Origin of the sequence: Pseudobutyrivibrio sp. 49, from assembly GCF_900100545.1 — a bacterium.
In the GTDB taxonomy this organism is placed as follows: Bacteria; Bacillota; Clostridia; order Lachnospirales; family Lachnospiraceae; genus Pseudobutyrivibrio.
The window spans coordinates 687,170-706,690 of record NZ_FNDP01000001.1 but is presented as its reverse complement, the minus strand read 5'-3'; the positions used below and the strand labels follow the sequence as shown (position 1 = coordinate 706,690).

The window sequence follows — 19,521 nt, the reverse complement described above, 5'->3', positions numbered from 1 at the left end:
ATACCCCTTATTTTAAATATATTGGGAGGATTTAAGATGTCTCAGGCTGAGGACTACTTAGATGGACTATTAAATTCAATAAACAAGGCTAAGACTGATGCTGAACAGGTCAAAGAAAATGCTGAGAGAAAGCAACAGGAATTTGTTGAGAACCGACAGCAGGTAGCACCTGATGAAGACTTCTTTACAGCAACAGGAATTGACGTTCAGCAAACAAAAGGTAAAAGCTCACACCCTTACCTCAGGAAAATTCTTTCTGAGGAGGATTTTTTGCGCAAATTTGAAGAAGAACTGGGACAAGAGGATGTGGATTTATTCATTTCCGAGTTCGAACAGGAAATTGATAACGAAGAACAGCTATTTGAAAATACAGGAGCTACATTAGATAACGAGGATGTAGTAGATAAGCTTTTAAATGATATTGATAATGTGGTCAGCACTGAAGCGAAAAAGCTTGAGGAGGCTGATTCAGTCACAGTAGAACCAGAGGCAGAAGAACTGCCAGAGGCTTTTCCAGAGCTTACAGAAGAAGCTGCAGAAGATGAGCCTGAAACAAGTCCTGCTGAAGATAATGACCCAGAGGGTTCAGAAGATGATGGTGAAGAACTAAAGCTTCCTGATGATGACGATATAGATTTATCCCAGTTTATAGAGGAATCTGACGATGACGAGGAAGCTGGCGAAGCTGGTGATTCTGAAGAGAATTCGGAAGAAGCTGAGGATGAGGACGATTTTGGATTCTCACTGGATGATGCGGTGGATGATTCCGGAGAGGAAGAACCTTTAGATGAATCCCTGAAGGAGTTTATGCCTGATGAAATGGATGCTCTGGACGAGGCTGAATATGGAGAAGGCGAAGAACCTGATCTTTCCGGAGAAGGAGATTTAGATTTAGATAATATCCTTGAGGGTGAGGATGAAGACCTGATGGATATTCAGTCATTGTTAACAGGTGGTGAAGAAGGAGCCTCTGAGGCAGGTGAAATTGATGAATCAGCAGAAGCTGCATCAGAGGAGCCTGCAGGTGACGGAGGCAAGAAGGATAAAAAGAAGAAAAAAGAGAAGAAGAAAAAGGAAAAGGGCGAAAAGAAACCTAATCCATTCCTACAGAAGCTGGCTCTTATTATCTTTGGTGCTCCTGATGAGGATGAAATTGCTGAAGCGGAGGCAGAGGCTGCCGCGGCTGCTGCAGCAACAGTTGAGATTACCTATGATGAGGAAGGTAATCCAATAATCCCAGAGGGTGGCGTACCAGAGGATCCTAAAGCAAAGAAGAAACGAGAGAAGGAAGAAAAGAAAGCTGCTAAGGAAGCTGCAAAGAAAGAAAAGGAAGCAGCTAAGAAGGAAAAAGGTAAGAAAGAAAAGCCTAAGAAGGAGCCAAAACCTAAAAAACCGAAGAAAGAGAAAGAACCTGACACATCTCCTAAAATTCCTATTTCCATTATTGCAACATTTTTGGTATTATCTATATCAATAATTGGTGTTGTATTGGTTGGAATGACCTTCACGGGTTTGAAGCGTCATATGTCTCAGGCAAGAGAATTGTTTGATCAGGGTAATTACATAGCTGCTTACGAGAAGCTTAACGGTTTTGATTTCAAAACTGATGAAAAGGTAGAGCTTCTTAGAAATCAGTCAAGAACTCTGGCAGACTTACAACAGTGTCAGGATGAGTATACTACCTTTATGAATTACGGTATGTATAACTACGCACTAGATTCTTTATTAAAGGGACTTGGCAGATACGAAAAATATAAGGATGATGCTGTTGAATATGGCATCGCTGATGAGTATGATGCCTTTGGTACCAGCATCATTGCAGAGCTTGAGAAAGATTTTGGTCTATCTGTGGATGAGGCCATGGCTATTTATAAGCAACCAAACCGACATTATTATACAATCGAACTTAGAAAAGTGCTTAGAAAGCTAGGGTTACCGGACACATGATAGCAATACTTGATTACGATGCAGGAAATATTAAAAGTGTAGAAAAAGCATTTGGAATCCTTGGTGAGGAGACTAGCCTCACCAGGGATTTTAGTGTGATTGAAAGAGCCGACCGCTTGGTGTTACCAGGAGTTGGCTCTTTTGCTGATGCTATGGAGCATCTAAAAAAATATGATTTGGATAAGGCCATTAAAGATTATGTTGAAAGTGGCAAACCTTTTATTGGAATTTGCCTTGGACTTCAGCTTTTATTTGAATCAAGCGAGGAATCTCCTGGAGTAGAAGGTCTTCACCTCCTGGATGGAGTTGTTAAGAGAATTCCTGATAAACCAGGAATCAAGGTTCCACATATTGGATGGAATTCTTTAGACTTTCCTAATAAGGGAAAGCTTTTCGAAGGAATTGACGAGGGCAGCTTTGTATATTTTGTTCATTCATATTATCTTGAGGCAGCTGATCCTTCTATAGTTAAGGCCACCACAGAGTATGGTTGTCATATTCATGCTTCAGTGGAAAAGGACAATATTTTTGCCTGCCAGTTCCACCCGGAAAAGTCTTCAACTGTGGGACTTCAGATACTTAAGAATTTCGCAAAATTATAGGAGGCTTCCCATGTTCACAAAAAGAATTATTCCTTGTTTAGATGTAAAAGACGGGCGTGTGGTTAAAGGTGTTAACTTCGTTAACTTAAGAGACGCGGGAGATCCAGTAGAAATCGCAGCGGCCTACGATAAAGCAGGTGCAGATGAAGTTGTATTTTTGGATATCACAGCTTCTTCTGACCATAGAAATACAGTAGTTGATATGGTTCGCCGTGTTGCAGAGCAGGTATTTATTCCATTTACAGTAGGTGGAGGTATTCGCACTGTAGAGGATTTTAAAGCTCTTCTCAGAGAAGGCGCTGATAAAATCGCAGTCAATTCAGCAGCTATTGATAATCCACAGCTTGTTGCGGATGCAGCTGACAAATTCGGAAGTCAGTGTGTGGTTGTTGCCATTGATGCTAAAAGAAGAGCAGATGGAAGCGGCTTCAATATTTATAAGCATGGTGGACGATTAGATTGCGGAATTGATGCAGTAGAGTGGGCCGCTAAGGTTGAAAAGCTTGGAGCTGGTGAGATTCTTCTTACTTCCATGGATCAGGACGGAACAAAGGCTGGCTTTGATTTAGAGCTTACAAAGGCTATTTCCTCTGCAGTAAATATTCCCGTCATTGCCTCCGGTGGTGCAGGAACAATGGAACATTTTAAAGATGCTCTTACCGTAGGCGGCGCAGAGGCTGCTCTTGCTGCATCTTTGTTTCATTATAAGGAAATGGAGATTTTAGACCTCAAGAGGTATTTAAGGGACAATAACATACCAGTGCGGTTATAGAATTAACAGTTTTTACACATTATTATAGTATTATAATGGTAACTATAGACATGATGGGAACAGGATGTTCAGGTTTATATTCAAAGGAGTGATGTTTATGTCTTTAACTATTAATTCTTTTGGAAGTGAATCTATTTATTCATTGTTTGGCGGTTCATCTAACAGCTCAAGCTCTATTTTTGGTGGCTTGGAAGCATCAATAAATAATCTCGCACAAATTAGATCAGGTTCATACGGAAAGCTGGTTAAGTCTTACTATGCCAAATATGATTCTGAGGGAAATCTGAAATCTGATTCCAGGGTAAAGTCAAAAGAGAAGATATCAGATTTAAGCGGTATCAGAAATGATGCTTCTGCCCTTAACAAAGCTACAGATACATTACTTGCAAAGGGTAAGAATTCTATTTGGGAACAGGTAGAGACAGAAGACGCTGACGGTAAGGTTACCAAGGATTACGATAGAGATAAAATCTATAACGCTATAAATAGTTTTGCAAAAGCCTATAATGACCTTGTAGATAGTGGTCAGGAAGCTGAAGGAATGGGTGTCCTTACTCAGGTGGCTGCCATGGTTACTACCTCACAAAAGGCTGCATCTACCTTAGGCAAGGCAGGTATTACCATTGATAGCAAAAATCATTTGAACGTTGATGAGGATTTCTTGAAAAATAAGGCTACAATGTCTTATGTGAAAGATTTGTTCAGCGGAACAGGAAGTTATGCATATCAGATTGCTACAAAGGCATCTATGACTAATTCTTATGCAAGTACCTCACTTGCAGATATTACTGGTAAGAAGTCGTATACAAGCAGCGGTTCTTATTCATTATCTGCAGATGACATTGTAAGTAAATTTGATCAAAGTACGTAAAATTTTATAGTGGACATGGTTTGTGGGTTCGGTTATAATTTTGCTCGGAAATTGCATTTTAAGGAGGAACCCATGGTAGTTAAATCTTTAGCAAAAGAATTATCAGAAACCAGTTACCCAGGCAGAGGCATTGTCATTGGTAGATCGTCAGATGGAACCAAGGCTGTCACTGCCTATTTTATTATGGGACGTTCTGAAAATTCTAGAAACAGAGTATTTGTTGAGGAAGGCGAGGGCATTCGTACAGAGGCATTCGACCCTTCAAAGCTTACTGACCCAAGTCTCATTATCTATGCACCAGTTCGAGTACTCGGTTGCGACACCATAGTTACAAACGGAGATCAGACTGATACCATCTATGAGTACATGAAGTCTGGTGAGACATTTGAACAGACACTTAGAAGAAGAGAGTTTGAGCCGGATGGCCCTAATTTCACACCTCGTATTTCAGGTCTTCTTCACCTCGAAAACGGACAGTTTTCTTATATGATGTCAATTCTTAAATCTAACATGGGTGATTCTGATTCATGTAATAGATACACCTTTGATTATTCTAATCCTAAGGCCGGTTCAGGTCGTTTTATTCACACTTATATGGGCGATGGAAATCCACTTCCTTCCTATGAAGGCGAGCCTACACCAATTGAAATTTCAGGAAATATCGATGAGTTTACCGATATGATTTGGTCTAACCTTAATGCTGATAATAAGGTTTCTCTTTTCGTACGTTACATTGATATTGCCACAGGTGCAAAGGAAACCCGTATCATAAATAAGAATATTAGAAAATAGGAGAATAATGCTATGAAAGAATTGGAATTAAAGTATGGTTGTAACCCTAATCAGAAGCCATCTCGTATTTATATGGAAGAGGGGGAACTTCCAATTGAAGTATTAAGCGGAAAGCCAGGCTATATCAATTTCCTTGATGCTTTTAATGGTTGGCAGCTTGTGTCAGAGCTTAAGAAGGCTACAGGTCTTCCAGCTGCAACATCTTTTAAGCACGTTTCACCAGCAGGTGCTGCTGTGGGACTTCCTCTTTCAGATGTAGAAAGAAAAATCTACTGGTGTGATGATTTAGATATGGAATTCACTCCACTTGCAAATGCTTACGCAAGAGCAAGAGGTGCAGATAGAATGTCTTCCTTCGGTGATTTCATTTCTCTTTCAGATGTATGTGATGCAGCAACTGCTAAGCTTATTAAGAGAGAAGTTTCTGACGGTGTTATCGCTCCAGGCTATGAGCCAGAGGCACTTGAAATCTTAAAAGCAAAAAAGAACGGAAATTATGCTGTTATCAAGATTGATCCAAATTATGTTCCAAAGCAGCTCGAACGCAAGGAAGTATTTGGTATCACTTTTGAGCAGGGCAGAAATGAATTGGTGATTAATGATGATTTCTTCTCTAATATTGTTACTGATAATAAGGAGCTTACTGAACAGGCAAAGATAGATCTTGCTATTGCAATGATTACTCTTAAGTACACACAGTCAAACTCAGTATGCTATGTAAAGGATGGACAGGCAATTGGTATCGGTGCTGGTCAGCAGTCACGTATTCACTGTACAAGACTTGCAGGACAGAAGGCTGATAACTGGTGGCTTCGTCAGGCGCCAAAGGTTCTTAATCTCGATTTTGTAGATGGAATTAAGAGAGCTGACAGAGATAATGCCATCGATCTTTACATCGGAGATGAATTTGAAGATGTAATTGGTGATGATGTATGGCAGAAGACTTTCAAGACAAGACCAAGTGAGTTTACAAGAGCAGAAAAGCGTGCATGGCTTGATAAGCTTACAGGAGTATCTGTAGGAAGTGACGCCTTCTTCCCATTCGGTGACAACATTGAAAGAGCTCATAAGTCTGGTGTACAGTATGTTGCACAGCCAGGTGGCTCAGTAAGAGATGATAATGTTATCGAGACATGTAATAAATATAATATGGTTATGTCATTTACAGGACTTAGACTTTTCCACCACTAATTATTAAAAATGTCCAAAATGCTTGCAAATATCGGATTTTCTGATATAATAGCATTGTTATTGAAGAGAGCGACTGAAGAGAGAGCAATTTTTGCTCTCTCTTTGTTTATGTTCTTTTCCAACTATATTAATCAGGTAGGATGCCTGGTTAATGCAGTCTTACAACTGAATAAGGAGGACGTTATGTCAAAACACACCGATTACGAAAAACGTACGGAAGAATTGATTACTCCTATTCTTGACGAGTTAGGCTTCGAGCTCTACGACGTTGAATACGTTAAAGAGGGCGCAGATTATTATCTTAGAGCCTACATCGATAAGGAAGGTGGAATCACAATTGATGATTGCGTTGATGTTAGTCGTCGCATGAACGAGTTACTTGACGCAGAGCCACAGATTGGTGGTAACGAAGGCTACATATTCGAAGTTAGCTCACCAGGTCTTGGTCGTATTCTTAAGAAAGATAAGCATTTTGAAAAAGCTATAGGACTTGATGTAGATATTAAAACCTACAAGCCTGTTAATGGTGCCAAGGAATTTACAGGGGCTCTCAAGGCCTTTGATAAGGACACTCTTACAATTGAGTTCGAGGATGGCACAGAAGTATTTAACAGAGCAGATGTTGCACAAGTCAGATTATCAATAGATTTTTAGTGAATATAGGAGGAAATATGGCAGCAAATACAAATGATTTTTGGGAAGCTCTTACAGACCTTGCAAAAGAGAAAAATATCAGCATGGATGTTTTAATCGAGACTATCGAGAATTCGCTTCTCATTGCATGTAAGAACAATTATGGAAAGGCTGATAATGCGTCAGTTGAAATTGACAGAGCTACTGGCGAGTATCACGTATATCTTGCTAAGACAGTAGTTGATGAGGTTATGGATCCTGTTGAGGAGATTTCTCTTACAGAGGCTCAGAACCTTGATGGAAAGTTACAGGTAGGCGATATCGCACGTATCGAGGTTAAGTCAAAGGACTTTGGTCGTATCGCAGCTACAGCAGCTAAGAACACAATCACACAGAAGATTCGTGAGGAAGAGCGTAAGGTTCTTTTCGAGGAGTACTACGAGCTTCAGCACAAGGTAGTTACTGGCGTTGTTACACGTTTCTCAGGAAACAATATCCACGTTAACCTTGGTAAGCTTGAGGGCTTCCTTTCAGAGTCTGAGCAGGTTAAGGGCGAGTACTACAAGCCACAGGACCGTATTAAGGTATACATTGTTGAGGTTAAGACATCTAACAAGGGACCACGTATTCTTGTCTCACGTACACATCCAGAGCTTGTTAAGAAGCTTTTCGAGGAAGAAGTTTCTGAGGTTAGAGATGGTATCGTTGAGATTAAGTCAATCTCACGTGAGGCTGGCAGCCGTACAAAGATTGCTGTTTGGTCAAATGATGAGGATGTAGATCCAGTAGGAGCTTGCGTTGGTCAGAACGGTGCTCGTGTAAACGCTATCGTTAATGAGCTTCGTGGTGAGAAGATTGATATCGTTGAGTGGGATGAGAACCCTGCTTACCTCATCGAGAATGCACTTTCACCTGCAAAGGTTGTTGCAGTTATCGCTGATGCAGATGAGAAGACAGCTCGTGTAGTTGTTCCAGATTATCAGCTTTCACTTGCTATCGGTAAGGAAGGTCAGAATGCTCGTCTTGCAGCTCGTCTTACAGGCTTCAAGATTGATATCAAGAGTGAGACACAGGCTAAAGAGGCTGGTGACTTCCTTGATTATGAAGAGGATTATGAGGATGACGAGTACTATGATGAGGAAGAGTACTACGATGAGGATGCTGAGTACGAAGAGGAGTACGAGGAGTCTGATTCAGAAGAGTCTTCAGAGGAAGAGTAAATGATTGATAAAACATTACCTCTTAGAAAATGTGTAGCCTGTGGACAGATGGTTCCTAAGGATCAGCTTTTCAGAGTTGCCAGAGTCGATGGAAAAGTTCAGCTTGATTTAAGCCAGAAGGCTCAGGGCAGAGGCGCATGGGTATGTAAAAACGAACAATGTGTTGCACTTGCTGAAAAGAAAAAGTCGTTTAACAGAGCATTTAAAACACCAGTTTCAGATGAGGTGATTAACAGCATAAAAATGGAGTTAGAAAATGGCAGTAGATAAAGGTCTTAATATGATTAGTATGGCCATGAAGGCTGGTCGTCTCGTTAGTGGAGAATTCGCATGCGAGCAGGCCATTAAAGAAGGACTGGGCAGTCTGTGTATTGTTGCAACAGATGCATCAGCCAATACTAAGAAATCATTTTCAAATTCCTGTGAGTTCTACGATGTTAAATACGTAGAATATGGAACCAAAGAATCTTTAGGTCATGCAATTGGTAAAGAATATCGGGCATCCATAGTAGTGTGCGATGAAAATTTATCCTTAAGCATTCTAGATAAGATACTGAAGTAGATGAGGAGGATATTAGATGGCAAAAATTAAAGTACATGAATTAGCCAAAGAACTTGGTAAGGAAAGCAAGGACGTCATTGCTTTTCTCGAAGCTAATGGTATAGAAGCAAAAGCTCAGAGCGGCATTGAAGATGATATGGCTGCTAAGGTTAGAGCTAAGTTTGCACCAAAGGACGAAAAGAAGGCTGCACCAAAGCAGGCTCATGCTGTAGACAAGGATGGAAATCCTGTAAAGAAGGCACGTCCTGCTGTAGACAAGGATGGAAATCCTGTAAAGAAAAAGAAGAACGTGTTCGTAGTTACTCGTGACCGTGATGACAGAAGAAGACGCCCAGGCTCTGATTCTTCAAGAAACGAAAACAGAGATAACAATGGACAGAAGAAGGCTCAGGCACCAGCACAGCCAAGAGGCCCAATCAGACCTCGTACATTTGCTGATGGTGTTCGTCCATCACAGAGAGCTAGTGCTCAGTCTCAGGATACAGAGTTCATATCAAAGAAGAACTCAGCTGAGGAAGTACAGGAGCGTCCAGTAAGAAAGGAACGTCCTGAGCGTCAGGATAGAAACGATCGTCCAGAGAGAAATGAAAGACGCGACAATAGACAGGAGCGTCCAAATAGAGATAATAACGACAGACCAGCAAGAGGTGATAAGCCAGCTGGAAAGCGTCCTGAAAGAAATGATAGAAACGACAGAGGTGACAGACCAGCTAGACCAGATAACCGTGGTGACAGAAATTCTCGTCCATCACAGAATTCTGCTCCAGATATGGCACCTTCTTCAAATGCTAAGGGCGGACGTCGTGACGACAAGAAAAAGAAGAACGGAAACAACGATAGAGATAACAACTTAGGCGGCAAGAAGCAGGAGCGTTACATCAATCTTGAGAAGAATGGTGGAAAGAAGAAAAAGAACAATGCTCCAAAGGCCCCAGAGCGTAATATGGATGAGGTTCTTACTATCACAATTCCAGATAGAATTACTATCAAGGATCTTGCTGATAAGATGAAGGTTCAGTCATCTGCAGTTGTTAAGACACTCTTCATGAAGGGCAAGATGGTTACAGTTAACCAGGAGGTAGATTTCGAGGAAGCTTCAGAAATCGCTCTTGAGTTCAACTGCATCTGCGAGGAAGAGGAAAAGGTTGATGTTATCGCTGAGCTTCTTAAGGAAGAGGAAGAGGATACATCAAGCTACCCATCACGTCCACCTGTTGTCTGCGTAATGGGTCACGTAGATCATGGTAAGACATCACTTCTTGATGCTATCCGTGATACAAAGGTTACAGACCGTGAGGCTGGTGGTATCACACAGCACATCGGTGCTTATACAGTTTCAATTAACAATCAGGATATTACATTCCTTGATACACCAGGTCATGAGGCCTTCACAGCAATGCGTATGCGTGGTGCTAACTCTACAGATATCGCTATTCTTGTAGTTGCTGCTGACGACGGTGTTATGCCTCAGACAGTAGAAGCTATCAACCATGCTAAGGCTGCTGGCATCGAAATCATTGTTGCAATCAACAAGATTGATAAGCCTAATGCAAATATCGACAGAGTTAAGCAGGAGCTTTCTGAGTACCAGCTCATTCCTGAGGATTGGGGCGGAAGTACAGTATTCTGTCCAGTATCTGCTCACACAAAGGAAGGTATCGACAACCTTCTTGAGATGATTCTTCTTACAGCGGAGGTACTTGAGCTAAAGGCTAACCCTAACCGTAAGGCTCGTGGTCTTGTTATCGAGGCACAGCTTGATAAGGGGCGTGGTGCTGTTGCTACAGTACTTGTTCAGAAGGGTACACTTCACGTTGGTGATCCTGTTGCCTGCGGTAGCTGCTATGGTAAGGTAAGAGCTATGCTTGATGATACAGGCGCACGTGTTAAGAGTGCTGGCCCTTCAGTTCCAGTTGAGATTCTTGGTCTTTCTGAGGTTCCAAATGCTGGTGAAGTATTAATGTCATTTGATTCTGAGAAGGAAGCTCACTCATTTGCTGATACTTTCGTTGCAGAGCACAAGAACAAGCTCGTTGAGCAGACTAAGTCTAAGATGTCTCTTGATGCACTCTTCAGCGAGATCGAGTCAGGAAATCTTAAGGAGCTCGACATTATCGTTAAGGCTGATGTTAAGGGTTCTGTTGAGGCTGTTAAGCAGTCACTCGAGAAGCTTTCTAATGAGGAAGTTGTTGTTAAGACAATCCATGGTGGTGTTGGTACAATCAATGAGTCAGACGTAGTTCTTGCATCTGCTTCAAATGCTATCATCATCGGTTTCAACGTTCGTGTTGATCCACAGGCTAAGATGACAGCCGACAGAGAAGGCGTAGACCTTCGTCTCTACAAGGTAATTTACGATGCAATCAACGATGTTGAGTCTGCTATGAAGGGTATGCTTGATCCAATCTTCGAGGAGAAGGTTATCGGTCATGCAGAGGTTCGTCAGATCTTCAAGGCTTCAGGCGTAGGTAATATCGCTGGTTCATATGTAACAGATGGTTACTTCCAGAGAGATTGTATGGTTCGTGTCACACGTGAAGGAAATCTTATTCACGAAGGAAAGCTTGGTTCTCTTAAGAGATTCAAGGATGACGTTAAGGAAGTTAAGACAAACTTCGAGTGTGGTCTTGTTATTGAAGACTTCAATGATGTTCAGGAAATGGATATCATCGAGGCCTACATTATGGTTGAGGTACCTAGATAATGAGAAAAAATTCAGTTAAAAATACCCGCATCAACGAGGAAGTTATGCGAGAGCTTAGCAATATCATTCGTCTTGAGGTAAAGGATCCACGTATATCACCAGTTACATCGGTGGTATCTGTGGAGGTTGCCCCAGACTTAAAGACTTGCAAGGCATATATTTCAGTTCTCGGGGATGATGAGGCAGTTAAGAAGACTATTGAAGGTCTTAAGAGCTCTGCCGGCTTCATTCGCCGTGAGCTAGCTCACAGAATCAATCTCAGAAACACACCTGAGATTACCTTCGTAAGCGACCAGTCAATCGCTTACGCTGCAAAGATGAGCAAACTTATTGATGAGGTGAATGCACCTCTTCATGCAAAAGAAGAAGAGTAAAAGGAGACGGACTATGATAGACAACTTTAATGAACTTTTATCAAATTCAAAGGTGGTAGGAATCAGTGGCCACATTCGTCCAGATGGTGACTGTGTTGGCTCATGCATGGCTATGTACAATTATGTAGTCACTTACTACCCTCAGATAGAAGTTCATGTCTATCTCGATCCGATTCCAAATATTTTTAAGTTTTTCAAAAATGCTGATAAGATTGAAGACATTCACACTGTTTCAGCAGACAAGAAATTTGATTTATTCATCGCTTTAGATTGTAGCGATGGCGCTAGACTCGGAGATGTTTTCCCATTTTTTGAGAAGGCTACTCACACTGTTTGTATCGATCATCATATGACAAACGGTGGTTTTGCCGAGTTTAGTTATATTATTCCTGATGACAGCTCTACCTGTGAGCTTGTATATAATCAGTTTGGTAAGGATAAAATCACTAAGGACATAGCAGAATGTCTTTATACGGGTATTATCCATGATACAGGTGTATTTCAGTATTCCTGCACTACAGAATCCACAATGGATGCTGCAGGCTTCCTTATGACAAAAGGTATTGATTACTCTAAGATTTGTACTGATACCTATTATGCCAAGACCATGATACAGAATAGAATGCTTGGAAAAGCATTGCTTAACTGTAAGACTTATGAAGATGGTAAGATTATCGCTGCAGTTATTACAGCAGAGGATATGGCAGAATATGGTGCACAGAGCAAGCATTTAGAGGGTATTGTTCAGCAGCTTCGTGATACTACAGGTGTTGAAGTGGCTGTATTCCTTTATGAGCTTGAAGATGGTGATTATAAGGGCAGTACAAGAGCAACAGGAGATGTGGATCTTACTGTTATCACTGGCACATATGGCGGTGGTGGACACAAGAAGGCAGCAGGATTTTCGGTTAGTACAAAAGAGCCATGGAAGATTATCGAAGAGATAGTTGATATGGTAAAAAAACAGTTTAATGAGTTAGGAATTAACTAATGAATAGTGGCATTATCAATGTCTACAAGGAGGCAGGCTTCACATCCTTTGATGTTGTTGCCAAGCTTCGTGGCATTTTAAAAATAAAGAAAATTGGTCATACGGGCACACTTGATCCTGATGCGACAGGTGTGCTTCCTGTTTGTGTGGGCAAGGCTACAAAGCTTTGTGATATGCTCACAGACAAGGATAAGGTTTATGAATGTGTGATGCTTCTTGGTGTAGAGACAGATACCTACGATATGAGCGGCAAGATTCTATCAAAAAAGTCTGTTGATGTTACAGAAGCTCAGGTTCAGGAAGCCTTGTCTAGTTTTGTCGGCGATATCATGCAGGTTCCACCTATGTATTCTGCCTTAAAGGTAAATGGTAAAAAGCTTTATGAGCTTGCCAGAGAGGGCAAAGAGGTTGAGAGAAAGCCTCGTCCTGTTACGATTTTTAGTATTGATATTCTTTCAATGAACCTTCCTGAGGTTTCTATCAGGATACATTGTAGCAAGGGTACTTACATCAGATCTCTTTGTCATGATGTTGGAGAGGTGCTTGGTTGTGGCTGTGCAATGAAGTCGTTGGTGCGCACCAGAGTTAGTCAATTTGATATTTCAGATGCAAAAACTTTAGATGAAATTGAAAGAATAGTTAAAAATGGCAAATTAGATGGTATAATGTTGCCAATAGCCTCAGTTTTTGACGGCTTAGGTACTGTTTTTGTGATTCCAACAGAGGAAGCCCTTAAGCAGGCCATTAACGGCGGAAAGATACCAGCTGCCAACGTATTTGCAGAGGCAGTTAGTAGCTTTGAAGATGGTGAAAGATATCGTATCTTTTTACCAGATAACAGATTCCTTGGAATTTACGTTTATGAGGAATCTCAGTTTATTTTGGAGAAAATGTTTTTGGAATAATTATGGAGTATTTACATTCTTTATTTGACACTAAAATATCAGAGCCTACAGCGGTGACTGTTGGAAAATTCGATGGTATCCACAGAGGTCATAATCTATTGACCACTGATATCATTTCAAAAAAGAAAGAAGGATTAAAATCCTGTCTTATCACTTTTACCAATTCACCCCGTTTTTTATTACAAGAGGATCAGACTCCATGTTTGATCACAAATAAAGAGCGTATGTTTATGCTTGATAATAATGGCCTCGATTATCTTATCGAGTGCCCTTTTGACGAGCGTCTAATGCAGACGGATGCCAGAAGCTTTATAGAATTTTTGGTATCAAATCTCAATATGCAATATATGATATCTGGCCCTGATTTTACTTTTGGTCATAAGGGCGCAGGCAATGTGGAACTTCTCAAAGAGCTCTCTAAAGAGCTTGGATTTGACTATAAGGTCATCGAGAAAATCAAACAGAACAATAGAGATATTAGTAGTACCTACATTAGGGAAGAGCTTAAAGAGGGCAATATTGTTTCTGTTAATGAGATGTTAGGATATGAATATTTTGTTTGGGGCGAGGTGGTGCACGGAGCTCACCTTGGCCACACAATCGGTATTCCTACAATCAACATTATGCCAGAGAAGATAAAGCTGGTTCCTAGATTTGGAGTATATGTTACTACAATAGATTTTGATGGAAGAATCTACCATGGTGTTACCAATGTTGGCACCAAGCCATCAGTTTCAGACAAAAATATTGTTGGAATCGAGACACATATTCTTGATTACAACGGGGATCTGTATGGAAAATTTGTAAAGGTTACCTTCCAAAGCTTCCTTAGACCTGAGATGAAATTTGCTTCCATAGAGGAGCTTACAAATCAGATGAATATTGATAAAGCAAAAGCTAAAAGCTACTTTAATAACAAATAGATATTACGAAAATATTACATTTAATTGACATTTTTTCGAATTCTTGCTATACTCTTAAAAGTTCGTTTTTAGCTATTGGAGGTTTTATGAACAGACGGGTTGTTTCAGCATTCACACTTGTATGTGCTACTGCGCTTTTATTTGATTATTGCGTAGATACACGTACTTATTTAGATAAAAATAATTCTAATGACAATGTTTCTGCAGTTGCAGGTGTAGTTTCTGCTGCAGCTGTAGATTTATCAGCTATTGAAGAGATTTCAGTTACTGATTCTAATGCCATTGCGACTGCTAAGTCACTTGGCGATATTTATGGTTATAATAATATCGGTATCTGTAATGTCTCAGAAGGAAATCTTAATATTAGAGAGTCAGCTTCTTCTGACGCAAAGCTTGTTGGTAAATTCCCAGCGGAGGCTGCTTGCGAGATTCTTGATATAGATGGAGATTGGACTCATATCAAATCTGGCGAAGTAGAAGGTTACGTTAGTTCTGAGTACCTTATCTCAGGTGATGATGCATGGGATAAGGCTGTAGAGCTTGCGGAATACGTTGCCACAGCAAAGACAGGTGGTCTTCGAGTTCGTGCAGAGGGCAATACCGAGTCAGAGATTATCTATCAGCTCGCAGAGGGTGAAGAAATAGTAATTCTTGATAATACTCAGGATGATGAGTGGATTAAGGTAGATGTCGATGGTGATGAGGGGTATGTCTGTGCAGAATATGTAGACGTTGATCTTTCCCTTAAAACAGCCATGACTCTTACTGAGGCTCGTTACGGTGCAGGTGTTTCTGATGTTCGTATGGCTATCTGTGAAAATGCACTTCAGTATGTAGGTAATCGCTATGTTTGGGGTGGTACATCCCTTACACACGGTGTAGACTGCTCTGGTTTCACAATGCAGATTATGAGACAGTACGGTGTATATCTTAGCCATTCTTCAAGAGCACAGGCTAATGAAGGAACAAAGATTAGCACTTCAGAATTAAAGCCTGGTGATTTGATCTTCTATGGCAAGGGTGGCAGTATCAATCACGTAGCTATTTATATTGGTGGTGGACAGATTGTTCACGCATCTAACAGACGTGATGGAATTAAGATTTCAAATTACATGTACCGTACACCTATTAAGTGTGTTCGCGTTATCTACGATTAGTATTTAGGGCTACCTTCTGGTAGCCTTTTATGTTAAAATACAAAAGGTGGTTTTTACCACGATATTGATTTTTTTATTGGAGAGGAATATAAAATGAGTTTACTTGAACAGTGGCAGAAGATTGCCTACAATCAGAACCAGTCTCAGGCTGATTTACAGAGATTCTGGCAGAATTATTTTCTTTTAGAGAAAGGCATTTACGAGCAGCTTCTTGATGATCCTGATACAGAGGTAAAGGGTACAGTTAAAGAGCTTGCTGAGAAATATAAGATTGAAGTTATGCCAATGGTTGGTTTCCTTGATGGAATCAATGATTCACTTGTTGAGCCAAATCCAATCGACACAATGGAAGAGGATACAGTAGTTTCTCTTAAGTTCGATAAGGAAAAGCTTTACAAGAACATGATCGATGCTAAGGCTGATTGGCTTTATGGTCTCCCACAGTGGGAGAAGATTTTTGATGCAGATACTCTTAAGGCTCTTACAAAGGAAGCTAAGAACATGCACACAATCATCCGTACAGAGAAGAAGGTTGGACGTAATGATCCATGTCCATGCGGTTCTGGAAAGAAGTATAAGCATTGTTGTATGAACAAGAAATAAAATTTTTCGCCTGTCTCATTTTATGGGACAGGCTTTTTTCTATTATTTATCATCCTTTATTTAAAACTTTATCGGTATTTATTGGATCCCCCGGATGCTAGAATAGATTTATCTATTTTGGTAAGGGGGATTTTTTTATGGGAATTTTTGCAAGACCACATGTGGAAAAATTTGATAATGGTGATAAATACTGGGAGCATACATATAATAATTTTCATTTGAAGGCCTATGTTCCATCTACCGAAATAGATGGCGAGGTTTTGAATTACGGTTTTAGAGCACCTTTACTTTTGGTGTTCGAGGAAAATAAGCGCACAAAGGAGGAGGCTATTGCTTTTGCCAAGGAGTCAGGTCTTTCTGATATAGCATCAGCCGTAGATTCAAGTGTACTTTTTATTTATCCTACTTGTGAAGGCGGATGGGATAATGCCTCTGTTGACCTTTACAAGGAGATAATGGAAGAAGTAAAAATGAATCCTGATTATGAGGATGGAATCGCAGCCTTCCATGATTTTATAGCACAGGAATTCAAGGGATATTTCATCAGAGGCGCTAAGTTTAGAACAGATATATATAGCTTTGGAAAATCAGCTGATTACTGCGCAAGAAATCTTCTTCAGACTGTTGAGGGTGAATATTTATGGGGACCAGGTGAGATTACACCAGCAATGATTTCCATGGAAGGATTAAATGTCGTACCTGAGGTACAGCGAAAGGATATTGCCATTCTTTCAGTAGGAAATACAGATGAAGTTAATGATGCTTTTGCTGAATCTAAAAATGTTTTGATTAAGGATAAAGCTGAATATAAAGCTGATTTCTACAGCTTCGTAAAGAAGTTTAAGATGTGGTGTGGAAATCTCGAAATTGAGCCAGATTTTGAGGCTCTTAATATGGTGGAGGAGCCAGGCTTTACTGAGGTTAACACTTCAAAGGATCACAAGGAAAAGAAATATAAGGACACAAAGACTCATAAGGTTGGATATTTTGCATATTACAATAAGGGACTTTTTGATAATGGACCTGTTCCAATGTTGATTGGTTACCACGGTGGTGGAGACTCTTCAATGTTCCTTACCTTTGTCTCTGGATGGTGGGAGGTTTGCCATAAATACAACTTCTTATATGTTTCAATTGAGAATCACCAGTATGTAACTCCAACAGAGGCTATGGAGGTTATTGCTGATTTAAAGAAGAAATATAACGTGGATGAAAAGAGAATATATGCTGCTGGTTTCTCTATGGGAAGTGCTAAGACCTGGGATATGTTCCAGGAATATCCTGAGGTTTTTGCAGGACTTGCTCCAGCCAGCGCTTTGTTCCCAATCCATAATAATCCATTTGGTTTATCTCTTGGAGACCCACGTATAAATACCACAGTATCGGTACCAATTTTTTATTCAGGTGGAGAGGAATCGCCACTTCCAGAGCTTCCTTTCCAGGCCGAGGAATCTCTTGAGCGCATCAGATATGCAGCTTCTGTTAATAAGCTTAAGATTAATTTTAATGTTGATTTCTCTGACAGAGAAAATTGGGATGACCGTATATACGGTATTTCAGGAGACAGAGTTGAGAAGATTCCAGATCCTTCAAGAGGAAGTGTGCTGACTGTAAATTACTATGACAGCGAGGATGGAGTTTGTCGTACAGCCTTCGGTAGCGTAAGCGGTCAGGTTCATGAATTTAGAGAACATTCCTGTGAACAGGCATGGAAATTTATATCACAATTTACTAGATAGAGTATTTACGAAATAATAGGGAGATATATTAATTGAAAGTTACAAATCCACTTTTAAAAATGGACATGCCAGATATGGATGTCATTAAGGCTAATGGTTTTTATTATATGGTCAGTACCACAATGTTCTTTTGCCCAGGAGGCCCAATCCTTCGCTCCAAGGACTTAAAGAACTGGGAGATAGTATCATACATTTTTGACAAGATTGAAGATAATGATATATATGAGTTAAAGAATGGCAAGAATGCATACGGAGCTTGTCAATGGGCAACAACTCTTTGCTATCACAGGGGAATATTCTATTCATGCTTTGTGTGCAACGATATGAAGAAGACTTATATCTATTATTCGGATGATATCGAGAAATCTTTTTGGGATAGATATGAGTTGAATGGTATTTATCATGACCCTAGTTTCTTGTTCTGGGATAATAAGCCTTATCTTGTTTATGGAAATGGTGATATTCATATTGTCAGGATTTTGGATGATTTTAGTGGAGTGGATGAGACATCAGACAGATTGTTATTTGCCACAGACAAAGCTGGCATTATGCTTCGCTGTGAAGGATGTCGTGCCTACGTAAGAAAGAAATATATTTATCTGTGCTTTATTGAGTGGCCTGAGATTGGTAATGGAAATGGTAGAAGAAGAGAGGTTTGTTATCGCGGAACAAGCCTTGATGGAGATTTTGAAAGACATATCATTTTTGATGATGATATGGGTTATAAAAATTGTGGTATTGCGCAGGGAGTTCTTATTGATGTTGATGAAAAGAATTGCTACTCAATGTTTTTTCAGGATCACGGAGCCGTAGGACGTATTCCTTATTTGCTTCCTATGACATGGGAAAATGACTGGCCTGTGATAGGACAGGATGGGAAAGCTCCTGAAGAATTCGATATTCCTATGAAGGAAGTATTTACAAATCCACTCGTAACAAGCGATTCCTTTAATCACAGCAGTGACAGAATGCTTCTTCAGTTCCAGTGGAATCATAATCCTATAGAGGAGGGATGGTCATTTACAGACCGTCTTGGCTATTTACGTCTTAAAAATATGCAGCTAGCATCATCAATAATGGATGCCAGAAACACTTTGACAGAGCGAACTGTTACTCCTAAATCCGTATTTACGATAGAGGGCGATTTTTCTGGAATGCGTGGCGGAGATTATGCTGGACTTGCTGCCTTTATGGGAAAATACGGAACTATAGGATTAACAAAATCTAATGGTGAATTTTACATCGTTTCCACTCAAAAAGATAAGACAGAGATAAGACAAAATGTTTCAGAAATTCAAGGCTTCAATTGTAATCATTTTTGGATTAGAATAGTCTTTGATTTCGAAAATGAAGATAAGGCCTATTTCTATTATTCTGTAGATGGCACGGACTTTATTGAGTTCGGAGAACCGCTTGATATGGAGTTTACATTAGATGTTTTTGTGGGATATCGTATAGGCGTATTCTCGTATGGTACAAAGAATCTTGGGGGTGTCGTTGATTTTCGAAATCTAAATTTTAGCGAATAGAGGACA

19 protein-coding genes are annotated in these 19,521 nt (G+C 40.2%); all 19 read left to right on the top strand.

Annotation, left to right across the window (positions count from 1 at the left end):
• Positions 1–36 precede the first annotated feature (36 nt).
• The 19 genes from BLP54_RS03210 (at position 37) to BLP54_RS03120 (ending at position 19,515) form a co-directional block, all read left to right on the top strand.
• Positions 37–1,947 carry an ICP22 family protein gene (locus BLP54_RS03210; RefSeq protein WP_090166661.1) on the top strand — a complete coding sequence of 637 codons (1,911 nt, stop codon included), beginning with the start codon at positions 37–39 and terminating at the stop codon, positions 1,945–1,947.
• A complete protein-coding gene (gene hisH / locus BLP54_RS03205; protein ID WP_090166659.1) occupies positions 1,944–2,549 on the top strand; it encodes an imidazole glycerol phosphate synthase subunit HisH in 606 nt (201 codons plus the stop codon). The genes BLP54_RS03210 and hisH overlap by 4 nt, the downstream gene beginning before the upstream one ends.
• Before the next feature lie 10 nt (positions 2,550–2,559).
• Positions 2,560–3,321 carry an imidazole glycerol phosphate synthase subunit HisF gene (gene hisF / locus BLP54_RS03200; RefSeq protein ID WP_090166657.1) on the top strand — a complete coding sequence of 254 codons (762 nt, stop codon included), beginning with the start codon at positions 2,560–2,562 and terminating at the stop codon, positions 3,319–3,321.
• A gap of 97 nt (positions 3,322–3,418) precedes the next feature.
• The gene (locus BLP54_RS03195) at positions 3,419–4,192 is read left to right on the top strand and encodes a hypothetical protein (protein ID WP_090166655.1); all 774 of its coding nucleotides are present in this window, start codon (positions 3,419–3,421) and stop codon (positions 4,190–4,192) included.
• A gap of 72 nt (positions 4,193–4,264) precedes the next feature.
• A complete protein-coding gene (locus tag BLP54_RS03190; protein ID WP_090166653.1) occupies positions 4,265–4,984 on the top strand; it encodes an IMP cyclohydrolase in 720 nt (239 codons plus the stop codon).
• 12 nt (positions 4,985–4,996) lie between these two features.
• On the top strand, positions 4,997–6,175 hold the full coding sequence (locus BLP54_RS03185) for a phosphoribosylaminoimidazolecarboxamide formyltransferase (RefSeq protein ID WP_090166651.1): 1,179 nt from the start codon (positions 4,997–4,999) through the stop codon (positions 6,173–6,175).
• A gap of 183 nt (positions 6,176–6,358) precedes the next feature.
• Positions 6,359–6,829, top strand: a complete 471-nt coding sequence (gene rimP, locus BLP54_RS03180; RefSeq protein ID WP_072912469.1) for a ribosome maturation factor RimP — start codon at positions 6,359–6,361, stop codon at positions 6,827–6,829.
• A gap of 17 nt (positions 6,830–6,846) precedes the next feature.
• Positions 6,847–8,028, top strand: a complete 1,182-nt coding sequence (gene nusA / locus BLP54_RS03175) for a transcription termination factor NusA (protein WP_090166649.1) — start codon at positions 6,847–6,849, stop codon at positions 8,026–8,028.
• Entirely contained in the window at positions 8,029–8,298 is a 270-nt protein-coding gene (rnpM, locus tag BLP54_RS03170; protein ID WP_090166647.1) for an RNase P modulator RnpM, read from the top strand.
• Positions 8,285–8,590 (top strand): L7Ae/L30e/S12e/Gadd45 family ribosomal protein, encoded by a 306-nt coding sequence (locus BLP54_RS03165; RefSeq protein ID WP_090166645.1) that lies wholly within the window; start codon positions 8,285–8,287, stop codon positions 8,588–8,590. The genes rnpM and BLP54_RS03165 overlap by 14 nt, the downstream gene beginning before the upstream one ends.
• A 16-nt stretch (positions 8,591–8,606) precedes the next feature.
• On the top strand, positions 8,607–11,294 hold the full coding sequence (gene infB, locus BLP54_RS03160) for a translation initiation factor IF-2 (protein WP_090166643.1): 2,688 nt from the start codon (positions 8,607–8,609) through the stop codon (positions 11,292–11,294).
• Positions 11,294–11,668, top strand: coding sequence for a 30S ribosome-binding factor RbfA (rbfA, locus tag BLP54_RS03155; RefSeq protein WP_072912484.1), 375 nt, complete (start codon positions 11,294–11,296; stop codon positions 11,666–11,668). Before infB ends, rbfA begins: the two co-directional genes overlap by 1 nt.
• 13 nt (positions 11,669–11,681) lie before the next feature.
• Positions 11,682–12,659 carry a DHH family phosphoesterase gene (locus tag BLP54_RS03150; RefSeq protein WP_090166641.1) on the top strand — a complete coding sequence of 326 codons (978 nt, stop codon included), beginning with the start codon at positions 11,682–11,684 and terminating at the stop codon, positions 12,657–12,659.
• Positions 12,659–13,564 (top strand): tRNA pseudouridine(55) synthase TruB, encoded by a 906-nt coding sequence (truB, locus tag BLP54_RS03145; RefSeq protein WP_090166639.1) that lies wholly within the window; start codon positions 12,659–12,661, stop codon positions 13,562–13,564. Before BLP54_RS03150 ends, truB begins: the two co-directional genes overlap by 1 nt.
• A gap of 2 nt (positions 13,565–13,566) precedes the next feature.
• Positions 13,567–14,487: a bifunctional riboflavin kinase/FAD synthetase gene (locus tag BLP54_RS03140; RefSeq protein ID WP_090166637.1), complete on the top strand. Its 921-nt coding sequence runs from the start codon at positions 13,567–13,569 to the stop codon at positions 14,485–14,487.
• Positions 14,488–14,573: 86 nt separating this feature from the next.
• On the top strand, positions 14,574–15,644 hold the full coding sequence (locus tag BLP54_RS03135; protein WP_090166635.1) for a C40 family peptidase: 1,071 nt from the start codon (positions 14,574–14,576) through the stop codon (positions 15,642–15,644).
• 93 nt (positions 15,645–15,737) lie between these two features.
• Positions 15,738–16,247, top strand: coding sequence for an SEC-C metal-binding domain-containing protein (locus tag BLP54_RS03130; protein WP_090166633.1), 510 nt, complete (start codon positions 15,738–15,740; stop codon positions 16,245–16,247).
• Positions 16,248–16,384: 137 nt separating this feature from the next.
• Positions 16,385–17,986, top strand: a complete 1,602-nt coding sequence (locus BLP54_RS03125) for an alpha/beta hydrolase family protein (protein WP_090166630.1) — start codon at positions 16,385–16,387, stop codon at positions 17,984–17,986.
• A 32-nt stretch (positions 17,987–18,018) separates the two neighbouring features.
• The gene (locus tag BLP54_RS03120; protein ID WP_090166628.1) at positions 18,019–19,515 is read left to right on the top strand and encodes a glycoside hydrolase family 43 protein; all 1,497 of its coding nucleotides are present in this window, start codon (positions 18,019–18,021) and stop codon (positions 19,513–19,515) included.
• Positions 19,516–19,521 lie beyond the last annotated feature (6 nt).